Annotated in this window: 27 protein-coding genes, 1 pseudogene and 1 riboswitch; of the genes and pseudogenes, 14 read left to right on the top strand and 14 right to left on the bottom strand. The window is 29.6% G+C overall.

Annotated elements, in window-relative coordinates; all coding sequences use genetic code 11:
* Positions 1–52 precede the first annotated feature (52 nt).
* Positions 53–235, top strand: coding sequence for a hypothetical protein (locus KA830_RS05895; RefSeq protein ID WP_046207473.1), 183 nt, complete (start codon positions 53–55; stop codon positions 233–235).
* Between the two features lie 252 nt (positions 236–487).
* Here the strand turns inward: KA830_RS05895 and KA830_RS05900 are convergent, their stop codons facing one another.
* Entirely contained in the window at positions 488–688 is a 201-nt protein-coding gene (locus KA830_RS05900; RefSeq protein ID WP_046207474.1) for a helix-turn-helix domain-containing protein, read from the bottom strand.
* 234 nt (positions 689–922) lie between these two features.
* Between KA830_RS05900 and KA830_RS05905 the strand changes: the two genes are divergently transcribed.
* On the top strand, positions 923–1,309 hold the full coding sequence (locus KA830_RS05905) for a VOC family protein (protein WP_046207475.1): 387 nt from the start codon (positions 923–925) through the stop codon (positions 1,307–1,309).
* Positions 1,310–1,571: 262 nt separating this feature from the next.
* On the opposite strand, the gene vraX is transcribed toward KA830_RS05905, so the two are convergent.
* Positions 1,572–1,736: a C1q-binding complement inhibitor VraX gene (vraX, locus tag KA830_RS05910; protein ID WP_164996921.1), complete on the bottom strand. Its 165-nt coding sequence runs from the start codon at positions 1,734–1,736 to the stop codon at positions 1,572–1,574.
* A 412-nt stretch (positions 1,737–2,148) separates the two neighbouring features.
* Between vraX and KA830_RS05915 the strand changes: the two genes are divergently transcribed.
* Positions 2,149–2,388 carry a hypothetical protein gene (locus KA830_RS05915; protein ID WP_225309938.1) on the top strand — a complete coding sequence of 80 codons (240 nt, stop codon included), beginning with the start codon at positions 2,149–2,151 and terminating at the stop codon, positions 2,386–2,388.
* Positions 2,389–2,480: 92 nt separating this feature from the next.
* Here the strand turns inward: KA830_RS05915 and KA830_RS05920 are convergent, their stop codons facing one another.
* The 5 genes from KA830_RS05920 to tsaT form a co-directional block, all read right to left on the bottom strand.
* Positions 2,481–2,669 (bottom strand): hypothetical protein, encoded by a 189-nt coding sequence (locus KA830_RS05920; protein ID WP_046207477.1) that lies wholly within the window; start codon positions 2,667–2,669, stop codon positions 2,481–2,483.
* A 162-nt stretch (positions 2,670–2,831) separates the two neighbouring features.
* A complete protein-coding gene (locus KA830_RS05925; RefSeq protein ID WP_204180424.1) occupies positions 2,832–3,794 on the bottom strand; it encodes an arsenic resistance protein in 963 nt (320 codons plus the stop codon).
* A gap of 149 nt (positions 3,795–3,943) precedes the next feature.
* Entirely contained in the window at positions 3,944–4,078 is a 135-nt protein-coding gene (locus KA830_RS13800) for a hypothetical protein (RefSeq protein WP_256277551.1), read from the bottom strand.
* Positions 4,079–4,205: 127 nt separating this feature from the next.
* The gene (locus KA830_RS05930) at positions 4,206–4,454 is read right to left on the bottom strand and encodes a hypothetical protein (protein ID WP_107359963.1); all 249 of its coding nucleotides are present in this window, start codon (positions 4,452–4,454) and stop codon (positions 4,206–4,208) included.
* A 568-nt stretch (positions 4,455–5,022) separates the two neighbouring features.
* Positions 5,023–5,205 (bottom strand): type II toxin-antitoxin system toxin TsaT, encoded by a 183-nt coding sequence (gene tsaT / locus KA830_RS05935; protein ID WP_064209474.1) that lies wholly within the window; start codon positions 5,203–5,205, stop codon positions 5,023–5,025.
* 276 nt (positions 5,206–5,481) lie between these two features.
* Here tsaT and KA830_RS05940 point away from each other — a divergent pair, with 276 nt between their 5' ends.
* Positions 5,482–5,688: a TM2 domain-containing protein gene (locus KA830_RS05940; protein WP_019467917.1), complete on the top strand. Its 207-nt coding sequence runs from the start codon at positions 5,482–5,484 to the stop codon at positions 5,686–5,688.
* Between the two features lie 311 nt (positions 5,689–5,999).
* The gene (locus tag KA830_RS05945) at positions 6,000–6,215 is read left to right on the top strand and encodes a sterile alpha motif-like domain-containing protein (protein WP_046207482.1); all 216 of its coding nucleotides are present in this window, start codon (positions 6,000–6,002) and stop codon (positions 6,213–6,215) included.
* Between the two features lie 9 nt (positions 6,216–6,224).
* Here the strand turns inward: KA830_RS05945 and KA830_RS05950 are convergent, their stop codons facing one another.
* The 5 genes from KA830_RS05950 to KA830_RS05970 form a co-directional block, all read right to left on the bottom strand.
* Positions 6,225–6,461 carry a hypothetical protein gene (locus tag KA830_RS05950; protein WP_210134132.1) on the bottom strand — a complete coding sequence of 79 codons (237 nt, stop codon included), beginning with the start codon at positions 6,459–6,461 and terminating at the stop codon, positions 6,225–6,227.
* A gap of 352 nt (positions 6,462–6,813) precedes the next feature.
* Positions 6,814–8,109 carry a CitMHS family transporter gene (locus KA830_RS05955; RefSeq protein ID WP_070039157.1) on the bottom strand — a complete coding sequence of 432 codons (1,296 nt, stop codon included), beginning with the start codon at positions 8,107–8,109 and terminating at the stop codon, positions 6,814–6,816.
* A 172-nt stretch (positions 8,110–8,281) separates the two neighbouring features.
* Positions 8,282–8,548, bottom strand: a complete 267-nt coding sequence (locus KA830_RS05960) for a hypothetical protein (protein WP_046207485.1) — start codon at positions 8,546–8,548, stop codon at positions 8,282–8,284.
* 212 nt (positions 8,549–8,760) lie between these two features.
* A complete protein-coding gene (locus tag KA830_RS05965) occupies positions 8,761–9,297 on the bottom strand; it encodes a GNAT family N-acetyltransferase (protein WP_204180425.1) in 537 nt (178 codons plus the stop codon).
* Positions 9,298–9,784: 487 nt separating this feature from the next.
* Positions 9,785–10,210: an organic hydroperoxide resistance protein gene (locus KA830_RS05970; protein WP_046207487.1), complete on the bottom strand. Its 426-nt coding sequence runs from the start codon at positions 10,208–10,210 to the stop codon at positions 9,785–9,787.
* A 174-nt stretch (positions 10,211–10,384) separates the two neighbouring features.
* Here KA830_RS05970 and aroD point away from each other — a divergent pair, with 174 nt between their 5' ends.
* Positions 10,385–11,104 carry a type I 3-dehydroquinate dehydratase gene (gene aroD / locus KA830_RS05975; RefSeq protein ID WP_204180426.1) on the top strand — a complete coding sequence of 240 codons (720 nt, stop codon included), beginning with the start codon at positions 10,385–10,387 and terminating at the stop codon, positions 11,102–11,104.
* Between the two features lie 66 nt (positions 11,105–11,170).
* Positions 11,171–11,716 carry a nitroreductase family protein gene (locus tag KA830_RS05980; RefSeq protein WP_046207489.1) on the top strand — a complete coding sequence of 182 codons (546 nt, stop codon included), beginning with the start codon at positions 11,171–11,173 and terminating at the stop codon, positions 11,714–11,716.
* 122 nt (positions 11,717–11,838) lie between these two features.
* Here the strand turns inward: KA830_RS05980 and KA830_RS05985 are convergent, their stop codons facing one another.
* Positions 11,839–12,159 carry a thioredoxin family protein gene (locus KA830_RS05985; protein ID WP_046207490.1) on the bottom strand — a complete coding sequence of 107 codons (321 nt, stop codon included), beginning with the start codon at positions 12,157–12,159 and terminating at the stop codon, positions 11,839–11,841.
* Between the two features lie 143 nt (positions 12,160–12,302).
* On the opposite strand from KA830_RS05985, the gene KA830_RS05990 reads away from it, so the two are divergent.
* The 7 genes from KA830_RS05990 (at position 12,303) to KA830_RS06020 (ending at position 16,941) form a co-directional block, all read left to right on the top strand.
* Positions 12,303–12,656 carry an arsenate reductase family protein gene (locus KA830_RS05990; RefSeq protein WP_046207491.1) on the top strand — a complete coding sequence of 118 codons (354 nt, stop codon included), beginning with the start codon at positions 12,303–12,305 and terminating at the stop codon, positions 12,654–12,656.
* A 179-nt stretch (positions 12,657–12,835) separates the two neighbouring features.
* The gene (gene gcvH, locus KA830_RS05995; protein WP_204179747.1) at positions 12,836–13,216 is read left to right on the top strand and encodes a glycine cleavage system protein GcvH; all 381 of its coding nucleotides are present in this window, start codon (positions 12,836–12,838) and stop codon (positions 13,214–13,216) included.
* Between the two features lie 248 nt (positions 13,217–13,464).
* Complete coding sequence (locus KA830_RS06000) at positions 13,465–13,857, top strand: toprim domain-containing protein (protein ID WP_046207493.1); 393 nt, start codon at positions 13,465–13,467, stop codon at positions 13,855–13,857.
* Positions 13,854–14,153, top strand: coding sequence for a thioredoxin family protein (locus KA830_RS06005; RefSeq protein ID WP_046207494.1), 300 nt, complete (start codon positions 13,854–13,856; stop codon positions 14,151–14,153). Before KA830_RS06000 ends, KA830_RS06005 begins: the two co-directional genes overlap by 4 nt.
* Before the next feature lie 53 nt (positions 14,154–14,206).
* A riboswitch (SAM riboswitch) is annotated at positions 14,207–14,312 on the top strand.
* Between the two features lie 81 nt (positions 14,313–14,393).
* Positions 14,394–15,419: a methionine ABC transporter ATP-binding protein gene (locus tag KA830_RS06010; protein ID WP_046207495.1), complete on the top strand. Its 1,026-nt coding sequence runs from the start codon at positions 14,394–14,396 to the stop codon at positions 15,417–15,419.
* Positions 15,412–16,107, top strand: coding sequence for a methionine ABC transporter permease (locus KA830_RS06015; RefSeq protein ID WP_204179748.1), 696 nt, complete (start codon positions 15,412–15,414; stop codon positions 16,105–16,107). Before KA830_RS06010 ends, KA830_RS06015 begins: the two co-directional genes overlap by 8 nt.
* A gap of 18 nt (positions 16,108–16,125) precedes the next feature.
* Entirely contained in the window at positions 16,126–16,941 is an 816-nt protein-coding gene (locus KA830_RS06020; RefSeq protein WP_046207497.1) for a MetQ/NlpA family ABC transporter substrate-binding protein, read from the top strand.
* A 128-nt stretch (positions 16,942–17,069) separates the two neighbouring features.
* Here KA830_RS06020 and KA830_RS06025 read toward each other — a convergent pair.
* Positions 17,070–18,291 (bottom strand): annotated as a pseudogene (locus KA830_RS06025) (tyrosine-type recombinase/integrase).
* Positions 18,292–18,354: the final 63 nt, after the last annotated feature.

The following is an 18,354-nucleotide window of genomic DNA, read 5'->3' on the forward strand; positions in this document are numbered from 1 at the left end:
GAAGATTTATAATAAGAAAATAATTAAGACAAAATAATAGAAGGAGACAAATATGTTTATTAAAACTTTGCATATGGAATACGAAGAAAGTTTTGAAGAATTTGATGCACGAGTGAACCAATTTTTACATGAAGTGGATGATAAACAACACTGGGAACTCGTATCAGTGACACCTTCTGTTACGAACACTGTGGAAGGCGTAGATTATTTTATTACAATTGTTTATAAAAAGTAATGAATAACACTACAAAAAAAGAGCCTGAAAATGTTTCAGGCTCAAACAACATACAGACTCTGAACAGTTAGAAAATGACTGTTATTGCATGACTTTCATTAACAATAAACATACATTAACTATCTGTGACTTTGCATGTCGACTAGACGATTTAATAAATGATAGTTGTCTAGTTTATATATAAATAGTGATACATGATAACAATCTAATCAATAATTATATAAATTCAATATTCGTACTAAATTCATATAATTATTGATTAAATGTTTTTTGAGATACGTTGAAATAATCAGCTAGTATTTTAGTGTCATTCTCTGATGGTTCTCTATATCCATGTTCCCAATCCCAAATTTGACATATTCTGTAATTTTTCTCATAACTTTTGTTTAAATTAATCGCTAATTTAGACAAACTTAAATGCTTTTTTTCGCGTAATTCAGTTAAAGCTTCCAAAATTTAAACCTCCCATAATTAAATACATAAGACTTACATTAGTTATTTTAGTACAGATAAAAGGTATGTTCAAATTACTAATAATTTAGTATTCATTGGCATTGTCATTACTAACAACTTTAATATTTTTAATTTAACTATGAATCATTGGTTGAATATTTAAAGTGTCAGGGGACAAGAATTGGGTATAAAAAGAAGACATTAAAAATATTTATAAATAAAGGAGGAAATAAATTGAAAATAATTGCTACGAGTATTTTTGTAGATGATCAAGAAAAGGCAAAACAATTTTATACAGAAAAGCTCGGTTTTGAACTTGTACATGATATGGAGATTGGTGGCGGGTTTAAATGGTTAACTGTAAAAGAAAACAATTCTGACAACCCGGTAGAAATTGTTCTTGAACCTAACGAGAATCCTATAGCAAAAACATATCAAAACGATTTATTTAATGCAGGTATTCCTGTCACAATGTTTGGCGTTTCTAATTTAGAACAAACATATCAGTCACTGTCAGATCTAGATGTGAAATTCCATACAGTACCAAAAGAGGTTGAAGGAATTAAATTAGCAATCATTGATGACACTTGTGGTAATTTAATTCAATTGATTGAGCAATAATTATATATTTACGAATAGTTTCCGTAATTTTTTGTTAAGCACTAAATTTAATTTATGTTGATGTAAATTAAACTTGGTGCTTGTTATTTATTACATCAAAGTATTTTATAAAATGTGATTTCAGTATCAATCATTGTTAAAAAAGCATTATATAATATATAAAGACTCAGTTATGATACCTAACCAAGCAGTAAAATAACGATGATACTTACGATGTAACCCCTTTGTCCATCGTAAACATCATCGTTCAAAATTTGATTATTTATTTTTTCATTTTATCAATATCCTCTGCAACTATTGTTAATAATTCTTCAGTTTCTGCATCGGTCAATTCGTCAGAACCTTTAATTCTAATAACAGAACCTTTATCGGTTTTAACATGGTAAATTGGTTCTTCGTCTTTATAAACTTTCCGTAATACTTTCATCTCATCACCCTTTTTTTCTATAAAACAATTCACTACAATATAAAATAATGCATAAATAGAAACATTACTTTTATAAGACGAATAAATTATTATTTTATAATTGAAATGATTAATACTTTAACTATAGGATAACTTTTTATTAAATTCTTTTCCACTGGTATGATTCAATTAATTTAATTAACTTGTTGAATCTTATTCAAAACAATGCATTTTTAACTGTTAATTATAATTCATGATAATTTTTTGGAAAAATTAGTTTTTTGTGTTTTTATTTTATAAAGAAGGGTATAACTAACCAAGCACAAAAAGTCCTCCAAACTTTAGTGTGGAATATATTTTCGAGATTGACGTCGCTTTTCGAAGCGGCGTTTTTGTTTTATACTGCATATAGTATAACTATTTATAAAAAGGGATGTATATTGTGAGATTATTGAGTATATTGTCATTTTTATGTAGCCTAGCGATAACGATTGTTGTTATATATGGCGTTATAATGATGGCTGGTGATTTAATGGGGCTAACAACGTTTAATAATCAATTATTAATTGTAGGTTTAGCATTTGTATTATTGAGTGGTTTGTTTGGAAAAAGTAAGCCAAGGCTATCAATGTTAGTGCTATTTATTGGATTTATCATTGTGCTGGTTAATTAATAAATAATAAAAGGAGTGAAAAGGAATCCATATTTTACTGATGGTTTCCTATTTTCACTCCTTTTTGTATGCATACATTTATTCAAAAATCACTAAGCTTTAAAAGATTCAACATTGCCTTGGAGTTTTTGATCCATGTCGTTAGCTATTTTTATTAGTAAAAGTTTGTTATCTTTTGAAGTTAATTCATTATCAACAGTAACTTTAATAATTAAGCCTAAATCCGTTTTAATGTGGAAAGTTGTACGGTTATTTTCAGATACGCTTCTTAAAATTTGCATCTTAATCACCCCGTTTTCAAATTGAAAAATTAGCGTTTGGCTAAAATGAGACAGAGTTCATGAACTATTTAATGAGAGTGGTGTAAAATGTTAATTATATATTAGTTTAATATATTTAAGAGTAAATGAATAATAATTAGCCTCTGATAAATAGTAATATAATTATTTAATGTATTTAGGTATCATTTTGATGTAGATAAGTTCGCCTAATAATTCACATAATGTTTGCGTAATAATGACAGTAGTTGCAATGGTTACCCAATGGTTTGGTAAACCTAAAGCTAAAGGTAAGACAACAAGTGCATTTCTTGTACTTGAACTAAAAGCTATCGTTCTTTTAGTTTCTTGTGTTACTTTAAATAATTTTCCACATAAAGTACCTATAAAAGGGGATACGATTAAAAAGCAAATATAAATAGGTATTACTGAAAAGACAATATTTAAGTTATAAATAATTTTATTTATTTGTGAACCTACAATTGAAAATAAAACCAGTGCCATGAAAATTTCGGGAAGCCAAGATGTTAACTTTAATATTTGATTTATGCTTTCAGATTTTTCACTGGTATATTGTAATAAAAGTGCTGATAATAAAGGGAAAATTATGAACATTAAAAATGACTTTAAGAATGGCAAAATATCTATTTGTGAAAAAATATCAATGTTTAGAAACAACGTAAAATATAAAGGTAATAATAAAATTTGGCCTATAAACAGCAGTGGTGTAGCAAACAACATGAGTTGTTCATTTCCTTTTCCTAAAGCATTAAAAACGATTACGTAGTCAATACAAGGCGTTAGTAAAACAAGGTACAACCCTATGATGATAGGAACATTTGAAACATCAAACAATTGAATTAAACCAAAAACAAATAATGGTATAGCTATAAAATTTGATGTTAATAATGCCAAAATAGATTTTATATTAAGTAAGTTGTGTTTGATGTTAAAAAATGGAATTTGTGAAAACATACTAAACATAAGGATACACAAGCTAGCAGAAATAATAGTTTCTAATATATTAGCAAAAGCATTGGATATTAAGCCAACGATTATTCCACTAAAAAGTGCAATAAAATAAATATAAATTTGGTATTTTTCAATTTTGGATTTTATGTATTGCATAATAACCTCTCGTATATTAATTTTTGTTCTTGGATTTGGTACATACACAGTCAGTGATACAGAATAGTTGAAACAAAAAAAGTGGAGAGAAATCATGTATGACATTTGATTTCAAGTCCCACTTCTTATATGAACAGTTAGTTTAGATTTTATTTTTTGTTTTTATCTTGAACGCTCACTTTATTTTCGATTTTATCATCGTTTGTGTTATCAATACTTAAAAGCAATGCACGAATCACTAAAACGCCAGATATAAGTAACAACAGATTTTTTAATAGTTTCATCTTTTCACCTACCTGTATGAATTTATATGCTTGTTACAAAGTAATTATATTTATATATATCATACACTAATCATCGACTAATTGAATAAAAATACGGTGAAGTGAGCTTCTTTCATGTTTGGTTTGTTTAAATGTCGAAGATATAAAGTGTTAAATTTTCTTCATCGACAGTTACTTTCAATTCATCACTATTATTTTCAATCGTAGTATTAACAACATTGCCTTGCTCAATCGTAAAATAAATTTGGCTTAAAATGCCCATCGCGTATTCATTAATTGGACTCACAAGAGAAATAGATGTTGTATCTTCTTGAATCATAAAATTTTTTTGACTTTGATTTATTATTTGCCATTTAGGTAAATAAGTTAACTTCATATTTTTCTCTCCTTATGATTGTGCTTTTTTAAGATTTTTCTACAGTAGAATCTTAAATTTTGAATTAATTGAACTCGAAAGGGAATAAGTTCAATAAATATATTGATATGAGGTGATAGCATGATTGTTTTATTATCTATTATATTAGCATTAATTTTTGCTTTTTTAGCAACGATGCCATTTTTATTTATAAATACGAGGTTGCATGAAAATGTCAATCACTCTAAGGAAGAAATACGCCATGAAAAAATCAGAGCGATTAAACGTTTTATATATTTCTTTATATTAATTATTATTCTCTTAATGGTTTTTCATTTTATTACAAACTGAATCGATACGTTCGATACTTAAACATAGGTATAAGCATACCTGATTCGTTTTTTAAATGAGTTAAGGTTTTAGGAAGAAAAATGAACTTTAAATATTATATGAGCGAAAGCTTATACTAAAGCACCACTTATTTAATTTGTTTTAAGTGGTACCTCAAGAAGTTTATAATATCGTTTGGTTTAAGTTAAGCATGTTTGATCGCTACACTTTGCACGTATATTGAAAGTTTTAAAATGAACTAACCGAAAATGATAGTGAAGAGTATACCTACAACACCAAAAATAATTAAAATAACAGTCAGTCCGAGTAAAGATTCTTTTGTTTGTTGTGTACCTTTTAACTTATAGATTATTAAGGAAATAATTCCACAAACTAAAAATATGAGTGAAAGCCAAAATATAATCATGAAATGTAAACTCAAAGTCTTGTCCCTCCTTTGCATTTCATCTTAATTGTACAATTTGATGATTTTATTCAATAACTTAAAAATTAATTGTTTTTAGATTAGTAAGCTAGTTTGAGTCTTATTTTATCATTTATTCATAAGATGCCATAGTATAAGATATTCTAATGCGTTTAGTTTGAAAAGTGTCTGCGCATTAGAAAAGAATAAGCGTATAGCATTAAAATTTTAGATTTTATTTAGTATAACATTGTATAATAGTAGTGAATCGAATAAGTAAGGAGATAGAAAATAATGAATGAAGTCAATAAAGTGATTTATATTGTTTTAGCAGTGTTTTTAGGAAGTTTTGGAATTCATAAGTTTTATGCTAGAAAAACCGGAATGGGTCTCTTGTTCCTTGTATTTTGTTGGACAGGTATCCCACAAATTTTAGCTATCATTGGTGCAATTATTACGGTATTCAAACCTGCAGATCAAAATGGTAATGTTTTAGTTTAAAATTAGTGTATAAAAAACAACCTAAGCGAAACAATTTCGCCTAGGTTGTTTATATATTGTAAAAGAATAATGACTACAATAAAATTTAAGTGAAAAGATATAAAATTTTTATTGCTTTAGTAATGAAACCCATAAACTTTACAATATTTACAATTTTAGTTAAATACTATGGAAACAACAATTAAACTCATCATTTTTAATTTTAAAAATGAACAGTGATAGACAAATAAATATTATTTGTTATGATTATGAAAAGGCTTTAAATAGTAAGACATGTAACGATTAAAATTTAAGTAATCGAGGTAATGCTTATGACATTTTATGATTTTATTATTGACTTTGTTAATGACGACACGCCACTTGGTCAACTTGCCTATTTTATAAATAAAGATAACAATTTCCCTAAACATGCAACTGGTTATCAGGAATTATATGCATACTTTAAAACGAATTATAATTACAATGAAGTAATGACATCTGCAAAAAGGGCATTAAGTTTATATCTGAATAATTTAAGCGTCAATTAAAATAAAGATTCAGTGTTCGTAATACCAATTTCTTATTTTTAAAGCATGTTTAATGTCTTCCGTTCTAAAGTTAATTTCATTATTTCTTATTGAAAAAGGTTCAATAATATTTTGAGTCATCCATGTATTAATAAGTTCTGTAGGTAAACCATCCAATTCCATGTCACTTTTACTTAGAACAAAACATTCCCAATCGAGAGAAATTTTTGAAGGATTAATATATTTGCACTCATGAATCTGATCCATAAAAACACTCCTTAACATTGTAAATCCGACGTTAAGTTTTACCCAAGTACCCATAAAATAAAACGACAATTTTATGTTATTTGTCTACTTATTGATGAAAAAATAATAAATGATTGAAATTTGTTATTATGCAGTGTTTTAAAGCTTATATTTATCATCGTTAATATATAAATATAAGCACAGTACGAAAAACGTATCATCGACTAATTAACTTGGTGAGACAAATTATTCATCTCGTATACAAATAAAGCACTCATCCAAACTAAAAAATTGGATGAGTGCTTTTTATATTCAAAAGCTAACGATTTTGTTTGCTTTACATATATTCTAGTTGCAAGTTGTGAATTACATTTTACCACGGTATAATTCCTAAAATACAAGCAATTAAAATCATGAATAGACTAGAGCCAACTGCCCATTTTATTACAATACGCTGATTTTGACCGTATTCTATATCTAGCATACCTACAAGTAAATAACCAGCAGCATACAATGGACTTAATACATGTAAAGGTTGACCAAGAACTGAAGCTCTGGCCATATCAACTTTAGAAATGCCAAATTGTTGTGCAGATTCAGCTAAAATAGGTAATACACCATAATAGAAAGGATCATTTGCCATAAAGTATGTAAATGGTCCGCTCAGAATTGCAGTGATTAGTGCAAAGTGGTTCCCCATAGCATCTGGTATAATTTGTACTAAGGTATTAGCCATTTCGTTAACCATTTTTGTCCCATTCATTACGCCTGTAAATATACCTGAAGCGAAAACAAGACTAATTACAGAAAGTACGTCGCCAGCATGTTTTTTCACAACAGAATTTTGGATACTTAAATTAGGATAGTTTAGTAAAATTGCAAAGCCAAACCATAGCATAAACATAACAGGTATTGGCATTAAGCCGATAACCAGACAGATGATTAATGAAATTGTAAGTATTGCATTTGGAATAAGCATTTTAGGTCTTTTTAATAAAGATTCTTCTTTTGTATCAGTAGGTTTTATATCGTTTAAATCAATATTTGTATTTGATGTGAGATATCTTTTTGAACGTTTTCCAAGTATGTAAGCAACTCCAAAAGCAAATAATATACCAGCAATCATTGCAGGAATGATTGGTACAAAGACTTCCTCAGTAGTTACTTGCAAAGATGAAATCGCACGTGCAGTGGGTCCGCCCCAAGGTAACATGTTCATAACCCCGATAGATAAAAGTGCTAATGTAGATAAAGTATACAGACTCATACCAATTTTTTTATAAAGCGGCATCATTGCAGTTACAGTTATGATAAAAGTAGTGGTACCATCACCATCAAGTGCTACCATTGATGCTAATATTACGGTCCCTATTGCTATTTTTACTGGATCCCCTTTAACGACTTTTATAATTTGATTAATGACTGGTTCAAATAATCCTGCATCTATCATAACGCCAAAATAAAGTATGGCAAAAGTCAGCATAATTCCAGTTGGTGCAACAGTTTCTATGCCATCAAGCATAAACTTACCTAAACCTGAGTAGAAACCACCGATTAAAGCAAAAATGGTTGGTATAACAATTAATGCAGTCAAAGCTGACATTTTACGAGTCATAATTAATACCATAAAGATGATAATCATAATAAAACCGAGAATTGCTAAGTTCATATATTCAATTTTCCCCCTTTGTTTTAATCATTATATACTTTTCAGAAAATTTTTAAAATAAAATTTTTTTCTTTTTTAAAAAATGTATATAGAAAAAACACTTCATAACTAAAATGTATAGTTATGAAGTGTTTTGATAATTAAATATTATAAAAAATATGTATTCATAAAATTAAATGAAAAAGTTTATTACATACGATTTCCAAAATGGATAACTTAATAATGCGAATGAAAATAACGATACCAACATTGCAAATATATTAGCAATACGATCCCCACGTAAACATGCATATAAATTAATGAGTAGTACGCCTAAAATGAATAATAGACCAGCTAATAATTGCATATCTTCTTCTAAAATTTTATTAACAGCTAATAATGGGGTAGTTAATGTAATTAATGACAAGAACAGTGATAATAATGTCGTTGCATATTTCAAATTGTTCAGTCCTCTCTAAGAAATACTTTTATTAATCTAATGTTTTAAATGATAGCTTAATAAAATAATATTTGCTTAACAATTTAATTGCAAGTCATTTTTAAATATGTCATAACATTTATTAAAAAGGTTATTAACAAAAATGCTAAATGATCATTGGTAGTGGAACGTATATTGATTGAATGAGGTGGTTTCAATAACTATGTCATATGTTATTCGAATAATGCCATATCTTCTCCGTTGAAATAATAAATCAACCAGTGTTCGTCAACATAACCCACTTCATATTTCCGAGCAAATTTTTCTATTGCAAGTAATTCAAAATTTAAATTGCTAAAAAAAACTTTGCCACTAATATTATTTGATATAAGTGAAGTCATTAGAATTTCAATTTGTTTTTTTTGACAGATTTGGAATACATATTCCATTAATTGTTTAGCAAGATATTCTCTAGATTCATGGTTTTCACCCATAACACACATATTCTCAATAACTGCTTTGTGTGCCAAGCTATAACTCTGATTAAACATAAGTGTTACAGCACCTATCAAAACGCTATTTTGAAAGGCTCCAATGACAATTGATTTATTTGAATTGGTAGAAAGTAAATCTTGTAAATTTAGTTCGGCCAAGCAGCGATCATTTTGCAATTTCCATGCAAATACGTCAAGATCTTCATGAATGCCACGTTTTAATAATGTTCTATAGTTGGATATATCATCGATTGATAAGTAACGTATATTTGTCATTGAGTGCCTCCTAAATTTTATAAACCATTTATATAATAGTTTAATTAATTTTAACGCCGTATTAAATTTGATTTTAAGGGAAAAAGTAAAATTGAGCAACACTATATTTAATTTTATTCAAAAACATGGAATCATGTTTATTTCGAAAGCCAAAAAAATATAAAATTATTAAGTGTTTAATTGTATTTTATTTAATTTTTAAATGACGCGAATGGATAGGATGGTTATGGTATAATATGGTGAGTGATATATTATGAGCGGAGGCACGATAAGTGGAATCTTTAATGACTATTATAGTTTCGCTAATTTTGCTTATCTTGATTTCTTTTGCCATATTAATGATTTACATATGGATTAATTATAAAGATGAAGACAATTAAAAAAAGAGGAAATGATCAAAAGACATCACGACATAAGCATAAGCAGTACTAATTTAACAATAAAAGCCCCCAAAATTCTAATCGAATTTTGGGGGCTTTTATTGTTACTATTCTACTACTTGTACATTTAAATCTACGTCAATATTACCGCGTGTCGCTTTTGAATATGGGCAAAATTCGTGTGCATCTTGTAGATATTTTTCAGCATCTTCTTGTGATAAAACATTTTTAACTTTTGCATCTATTGAAACACTTAATTTAGGGCTTTCTGCATCTGGGTCATCTTCTAAACGTACTGTTAAAGTGACTTCAGGTTCAGCGCCTCTGACTTTGTTTTGTTTAAGAATTAAATCAAATGCACCATTAAAGCATGATGCATAACCTGCTGCAAATAATTGTTCAGGATTAGTACCTTTTTCAGCATCAGCTTGTGCTGGAGGAATGACTGCTACATCAATTGCTTTATCATCTGTTTGCACGTGACCGTTACGACCACCTGTATTCGTTGCTTTTGTTTCATAATTTACTGCCATTATATTACCTCCTAAATTACTTATATAACAACAATACCCTTAAAATTAAATTTAAATCATATAAAAGGTGAATGGATTTTTGTTATTTGTTTAAATGTATGCTTTAAAGATTGTGTAAGTTCTTAAGATTGTTATACAATAATTTTAATGTTGATTGAAAAGGAAGTTTTTAAAATGTCTGAAGTAAAAATTGCGGTAACGATAGAGCCAGAAAATAAAATTTCACAAACTTTTTTACATGAATTAGTAAAATATCAAACTTCTATCGATATAATAGAATTGAGAGTTGATCATTGGGCAACACCAGAGATAAATGATATAGCTAATGTCATTGATAAATTATATGAATTAAATTTAAATAAAAAACTTTTAGTTACGTATCGGACACAATCACAAGGGGGTAAAGGTGATTTGACGTTTGATTCGTACATTAAATTACTTGAAAGCATAATTGAAATAAATCACATAGATATGATTGATGTAGAATTTGAAATTAACCAACAATCTCAATATATATTGAACTTGATTGACCAAGCACACAAAAATAATATTGAAGTTATATTGTCTTATCATGATTTTCAAAAAACACCAGCACTCACACAGCTAAAACATTTATATTTTAAAATGCATCAAATGAATCCAGATTACTTAAAAGTCGCGGTCATGCCTTTAAGTAAAGAAGATGTTTTAAATTTATTATATGCATTATCAGCAACAGTAGATACAGTTCCGCAACAAGTCATTGGCATTGCAATGTCAAAATTAGGCACCATTTCGAGAACTGCACAAGGTTTATTTGGAGGCGCAGTATCATATGGTTGTTTAGATAATCCTAAAGCACCTGGACAGATTCAAGTTGAAACTTTAAGCGCGCAATTAAAGTTATATCAGTAGTTTGAAAATCTTATCGTCCTGTCTTATAATTGAAAATAGTTATCAATAGTGAAAGGGCGATATTAGATGGAACTACAAGATGCAATAGCTCAACGAAGAAGTATAAAGGTCTTTAGAAGAGATATGAATATAGATGACGATGCTTTATATGAAGCGATACAGCGTGCTACAGATGCACCGAATCACGGTTTGAGAGCACCTTGGAGAGTGGTTCATATCGCAAAAGATAGATTGGGAGATATGAGTAAGCAATTAACTGAAATTGCTTTTCCTAATCTAAGAAAAAAACAGGAAGATCACTATAAAGTTGCTACTAATTTAGGTGGTATGCTTGCTTTAATCGTTAAAGAAGATCCAAGACAAAAAGAAAGTTTAGAGAATAATATGGCATTTGGTGCATTTGCGCAAAATCTCATGTTATTACTTTTTGAAGCAGGTATTGGTACATGTTGGAAGTCTCCGGCTTATATATTTAATCCTGAAATACGTAAAATATTTGGTGTGAAAGATGATGAACGTTTAGTAGGGTTATTATATTTAACAGATTTGGAAGATTTAGAAAGAATGCCACACAGAGAACGCCAACACAATCAAATCATTGATAAGTTCTAATTTTGAAAAAAGGGAGTGGATCAGAAATCTTTTAATAAAAAGATTTCTGATCCACTCCCTAATAATGTCTATTTTAAAATTATGATTGTTTAAAAGTTAAAATAAAAGAATTAAAGCAAAAATTACTCAAATGTTTCAGCTAAGAATGATTCAACTTGTTCAGGAGATTTTGCATTTGCTGAATGTAAATGTGCTAATTTCTCCCCATTTTTAAAAACTAATAAACTTGGAATACCCATAACGTCATTTTCAGCCGCGGCATCTTCTAATTCATCGCGGTTTACAGTATACCAATTATAATTATTGTATTTTTCTACAATTGGGTCAATCCACATGTCCATAGCTTTACAATCTGGGCACCATCCTGCTTCAAATTTAACGATGACTGGTGCGTCGCTTTGTATTGTGCTTTTAAATTGATCATTAGTATTAATAGATTCCATAATTAGACTCCTTTATAAAAGATATTAGTATTGACATTATAACTGACAAATTGCAGTAAATAAAAAAATCAGCTTAATAATTAGAGCGTTTTTGTTATAAGTTTGTTATATTAGTGTTAACTAAGCATAGGAGGTTCTGAAAAATGATAAAATTTTACCAATATCCTAATTGTACAACTTGTAAAAAAGCAGCTAAATTTTTACAAGAATACGGGGTAAGTTTTGAACCCATCGATATTGTGCAACATACACCAACTAAAAATGAGTTTAAAGAAATCATAAATACTACAGGTATAGATATCAATAAACTATTTAATACACATGGTGCAAAATATCGTGAACTAGGCCTTAAAGATAAATTGAAAGACCTTTCTGACGAAGAAAAACTAGATTTATTATCCTCAAATGGTATGTTAGTGAAACGACCACTCGCAGTATTAGGGGATAAAGTAACGGTAGGTTTTAAAGAGGAACAATACAAGGAAACTTGGTTGTAAACACACATGCTTTTACAATTCATTTTTAACAACTTTTGAAAAAACCGTTATATACTTCAGAAAAGTTTTGTGCGATGAATTGTAAAACATGAGAAGTATTGTAAAATCAATTAAATAGTTGATTGTAAGCCTTTCATATGGCATCATGAATATGTAAAAACATTTAGGAGGGGATTCTCGTGGCAGTACCAAATGAATTAAAATATTCTAAAGAACATGAATGGGTAAAAATTGAAGGAAATACAGTAACAATTGGTATCACTGAGTATGCGCAAAGTGAATTAGGTGATATCGTATTCGTTGAATTGCCTGAAACTGATGACGATATTGATGAAGGTGAATCTTTTGGCAGTGTTGAATCAGTGAAAACAGTTTCAGAACTTTATGCACCTGTTTCAGGAAAAGTTGTAGAAACAAATGATGAACTAGAAGATAGTCCAGAATTCGTTAATGAATCACCATACGAAAAAGCATGGATGGTTAAAGTTGAGTTAAGCGATGAAAGTCAATTAGACGAGTTAATGTCAGCTGACCAATATTCTGAAATGATCGGTGAATAATATGAAATCAAACTCCACGATACGATATATCATGGAGTTTTTATTTTTCTATAACAAAAGATTAAATTTCACTTGAATATATTAATTGATTTTGAAGTGTCAAAAACATTAAAAAGTTCAATGGTGACAAATGGATGGTTCAATTATAAGATTTTAATAAGAAACTATAATAAATGTTTATGTTGATAATGTATGGTGTAGAACTAAATATAAAATTGAATTTACTATCACATTTAGAGGTGACTGTCATGGCGATATTAAACCAAGTTATAATTGTCGAAGGTAAAACAGACAAGAAACGGGTGAAGCAGGTGATTGACCAACCGATTGAAATCATTTGTACAAACGGTACTATGGGAATTGATAAGTTAGATGAGATGATAGAATCGTTATACGACAAGCAAGTTTATGTGCTTGCGGATGCAGATGATGAAGGTGAAAAGATACGTAAATGGTTCAAAAAATATTTAAGTGAAAGTAAACATATTCGCATAGAGAAACAATATGGTGAAGTAGCGAGATGCCCTAAAGCCTATTTGTCAAAAGTGTTAGCAAAACATGGTTTTATAGTGAAAGATGAAGAAAAAGTAGCAAAAGCCAAATTAGATTATATTGCTGAAAGGGTCAGTTTATTAACATGAATGTAAAGAATGAAACGCGTGTTAATGTTTTCGAACACGTAGATAAAGAAAAATATCTAATTTTTGGTTATACGCCAACTTGTGGTACATGTAAAGTGTCAGAACGCATGTTAGATATTGCGAATGAAATTTTAAAATTACCAATTACTAAAATAGATTTAAATTTTCATCCTGATTTTAGTCAACAACATGAGATACAATCGGTACCGATACTTATGCTTATGTCTAAAGGTGAAGAACAAAAAAGAATTTATGCATTTCAATCAGTGCCTTATTTGTTAGAAAATTTAAAATAATTATTGACGAATCTTTAGTACAATGGTAGGATTATGGATAATTAAATAATGTACTCTTATCACGAGAGGTGGAGGGATGTGCCCTATGAAGCCCGGCAACCGTCTGTAATAGAAATGGTGCCAATTCACATAAAGTAGATAAACTTTAGAAGATGAGAGAAGCGACATTGCTTTCTCTATTCTTCAGTGAAAAGAGAAAGCATTTTTTAATTGAATGAGCAATACAAGGAGGAAACGACAATGATTGAATTAAATCAAATCGTTAAGAGATACAAGACGAAAAAACACGATGTGTTAGCAGTAGATCATGTTGATTTAAGTATTCAATCAGGCTCGATTTTTGGTGTGGTTGGTTTTTCGGGTGCAGGTAAAAGTACTTTGATAAGACTTTTAAATAATCTTGAACAACCAACTTCAGGAGATGTCATCATTGATGGAGATACGATTGGGAAATTATCAAAATCAGAATTGAGAAAAAAACGTCAAAAAGTGAGCATGATTTTTCAACATTTTAATCTATTGTGGTCACGTAATGTTTTAAATAATATTACTTTTCCATTAGAAATTGCTGGTGTATCACGCAATGAAGCCAAAAAAAGAGCGATTGAACTGGTGGAATTGGTAGGACTAAAGGGTAGAGAAAACGCCTATCCATCAGAGTTATCGGGTGGACAAAAGCAACGTGTAGGTATTGCCCGTGCATTAGCAAATGAACCTAATGTTTTACTTTGCGATGAAGCTACAAGTGCATTAGACCCGCAAACAACGGATGAAATACTAGAATTATTATTAAAAATTAAAGAAGAAAGAAATTTAACAATAGTTATTATCACACATGAAATGCAGGTCATAAGACGTATTTGTGATGAAGTGGCAGTAATGGAAAATGGTCGCGTCATTGAACAAGGACAAGTGTCAAATGTTTTCGAAAATCCACAGCATGAAGTAACAAAACGCTTTGTGAAAGAGGACTTAAATGATGAGTTTGATGAGTCTATTTCTGAATTAATCGAATTAGATGAAACTGCTTATATCGTACGATTGAATTTTACAGGAAATAATACAACTGAACCATTGGTATCATACATAACAAAGACACATAATATAGATGTTAATATTCTTGAAGCAAATATTAAGCATACTAAAGATGGTGCTCTAGGATTTTTAGTATTACATTTATTAGATGTGAATTCTGAAAAATTCGAAAAGTTCAAAAATGATTTAGCAGCACAACATGTTTCTGTGGAGGTGTTAAAGCATGGGTAGTTCATTCGGCGAGATTCTACAGGAAATGCTAACAATGCCTAATGTAAGTTGGGATGAAGTTTGGTTAGCTACATATGAAACAATTTATATGACATTGATTTCTACAATATTTGCTTTTATTTTTGGTTTGATACTTGGTGTGCTTTTATTCTTATCTGCTAAAAGCCAATCACCAGTAGCTAGAGTGTTTTACAGTATCGTATCGTTTATTGTGAATTTATTCAGAGCAATACCATTCATTATTTTAATTTTACTACTTATACCATTTACGAGTTTAGTACTTGGAACAATTAGTGGTCCAACAGGTGCTTTACCTGCACTAATTATCAGTGCAGCACCATTCTACGCTAGATTAGTGGAAATTGCTTTTAAAGAAATAGACAAGGGTGTTATAGAAGCGGCTTGGTCAATGGGAGCTACAACATGGACAGTAGTTAAGAAAGTGTTGTTACCTGAAGCTATGCCAGCATTAATATCTGGAATAACTGTAACAGCAATAGCATTAGTAGGCTCTACTGCAGTAGCTGGTGTGATTGGAGCTGGAGGTCTAGGTAACTTAGCATACCTAACTGGCTTCACACGAAACCAAAACGATGTCATATTCGTTTCTACAATTTTAATCTTAATTATTGTTTTTATCATCCAATTTATTGGAGATCAAGTTACTAATAAAATAGATAAACGTTAAGTTAAAGGGGACAATTATATGAAAAAATTATTTAGTTTAGCTTCAATCATCGCTTTAGCATTAGTATTAGCTGCTTGTGGTAATGGCGGCGGAGGTAAAGATAAGACAATTACAGTTGGCGCTTCTCCGGCACCACATGCTGAAATATTAGAAAAAGCAAAACCAATTCTAAAAGATAAAGGTTATGACTTAAAAATTAAAACGATTAACGATTATACAACACCTAACAAATTATTAGATAAAGGTGAGTTAGATGCAAACTTCTTTCAACATACGCCTTATCTAAATACTGAAAAGAAAGACAAAAACTATAAAATTGAGTCAGCAGGAAATGTACATTTAGAACCTATGGCTGTTTACTCAAAGAAATATAAAAGTTTAAAAGAATTACCAAAAGGTGCTACTGTTTATGTTTCAAACAACCCTGCAGAAGAAGGACGTTTCTTAAAATTCTTCTCTGACGCTGGATTAATTAAAATTAAAAAAGGTGTTAAAACTGAAGATGCTAAATTTGATGACATCGTAGAAAATAAAAAAGATATCAAATTTAATAATAAACAATCGGCAGAATACTTACCTAAGATTTATCAAAAAGAAGATGCTGACGCAGTAATCATCAATTCAAACTTCGCAATTGATCAAAAATTAAGTCCTAAAAATGATTCAATTGTTTTAGAAAAAGCAAAAGATAATCCATATGCTAACTTGATTGGTGTAAAAGAAGGCCATAAAGACGACAAAAAAATTAAAGCGTTGATGGATGTATTACAGTCTAAAGAAATTAAAGATTACATCAATAAAAAATATGACGGAGCCGTAGTACCAGCAAAATAATAGCAACACAATTAACAAACCCTTTAACTTCAATAGTTGAAGGGTTCTTTTTGTTTGAATTTAGTAAAAGGGCAGTGTGTGAAATTATCGAATTTAAAGCATAAAAAATACGCCCAGATTTGAGCGCATTATCCAAGTTTTACTTGTTCAAGTTTGTTCATCATATCCTTATCCATCTGTTCTGTAACGTGAGAATAAATAGATAGGGTTGTACGGTGGTCTGAATGACCTACACGATCCATAATAGCTTTAAGTGATACACCTTGTTGAGAGAGTAATGATATGTGGCTATGTCTTAATATATGTGAAGAAATTTCTTTCTTGATACCAACATCTTTAGCTGACTCCCTAAGTATCTTATTGAATCTTTCAGTCTGCATTGGATTACCTTTGTGATTAGTAAATACAAAGTTTCTATCTAAGTAATTATCGTTCCATTTTGAATCTTTTTTGTTCTCCAATATCGCTTTCCTTAATATCTCACAACTTCTGCTACTTAATCCGATTGTTCTGTAACTAGATTCAGTCTTTGTTGTATCTTTGATACCAAATCCACCAGATTCATCATGAAACCAATGTATTGTGCCATTAATATTTAAACTTTTATTTTCAAAGTCTACATCTTCATTTTGAATGGCTAACATTTCACCGATACGCATACCGTTTAACGCTTGAAATTCAGTCATGAGTGCAACGAATGTATAAAATCTCTTATGAATACCCGAATGAAGTTTCTGTACTTTTGCATTAATGCCTTTTATAATAGATTTAATTTCATTTACTTCAAGATACTTATTGCGCTTGTTCTTGATTTCATCATACGTTTTGATTTTTTTGTTTAGTGTAATATCTTTTAAGAATTCTAAGTTTTGTAAATTATAAATACGCCTTGCGTACTCAAATACATGTTTAAATATACTTAATGCTTCTTTGTTCACTTGGTACACATAACCTTTATTATCTATTTCATCAAATACTTGTTGTGCGTATGACAGTGTGATTTTATTGATTAAAATATCTTCATCTATAAATTTTTTTAAAGTGTTTAATTTACTCAACTTTGTTTTAATTGTTGTTCGTTTTGATCCAGATGTTTTAACGTAATTTTTAAACCACTCATCGCACGCTTGATGAAAGGTAAGTGTTTTTAGGTCTGTTGGGGTCTTGTCATTTAGTTTGTTCTCTATGCGCTCATTTAAGAGCCTCTGAGCCTCTTTCTGCGATTTGCTTCCCATTTTTATTAAGAACAACACTCACGCGCTTCCATTTGTCTGTGTATGGGTCTTTGTACTTCTCATAGAAACGATACTTTGTTTGATTATGTTTATTAGTGAATTGTTCATACCACAATTTTTCATCCCTCCTTAAAAATTAGTACCAGATACTAAAAAGTGTTATAATAAAAGAAAAAGT

Source organism: Staphylococcus sp. GDY8P119P (assembly GCF_017892075.1).
GTDB classification, from domain to species: domain Bacteria; phylum Bacillota; class Bacilli; order Staphylococcales; family Staphylococcaceae; genus Staphylococcus; species Staphylococcus ureilyticus.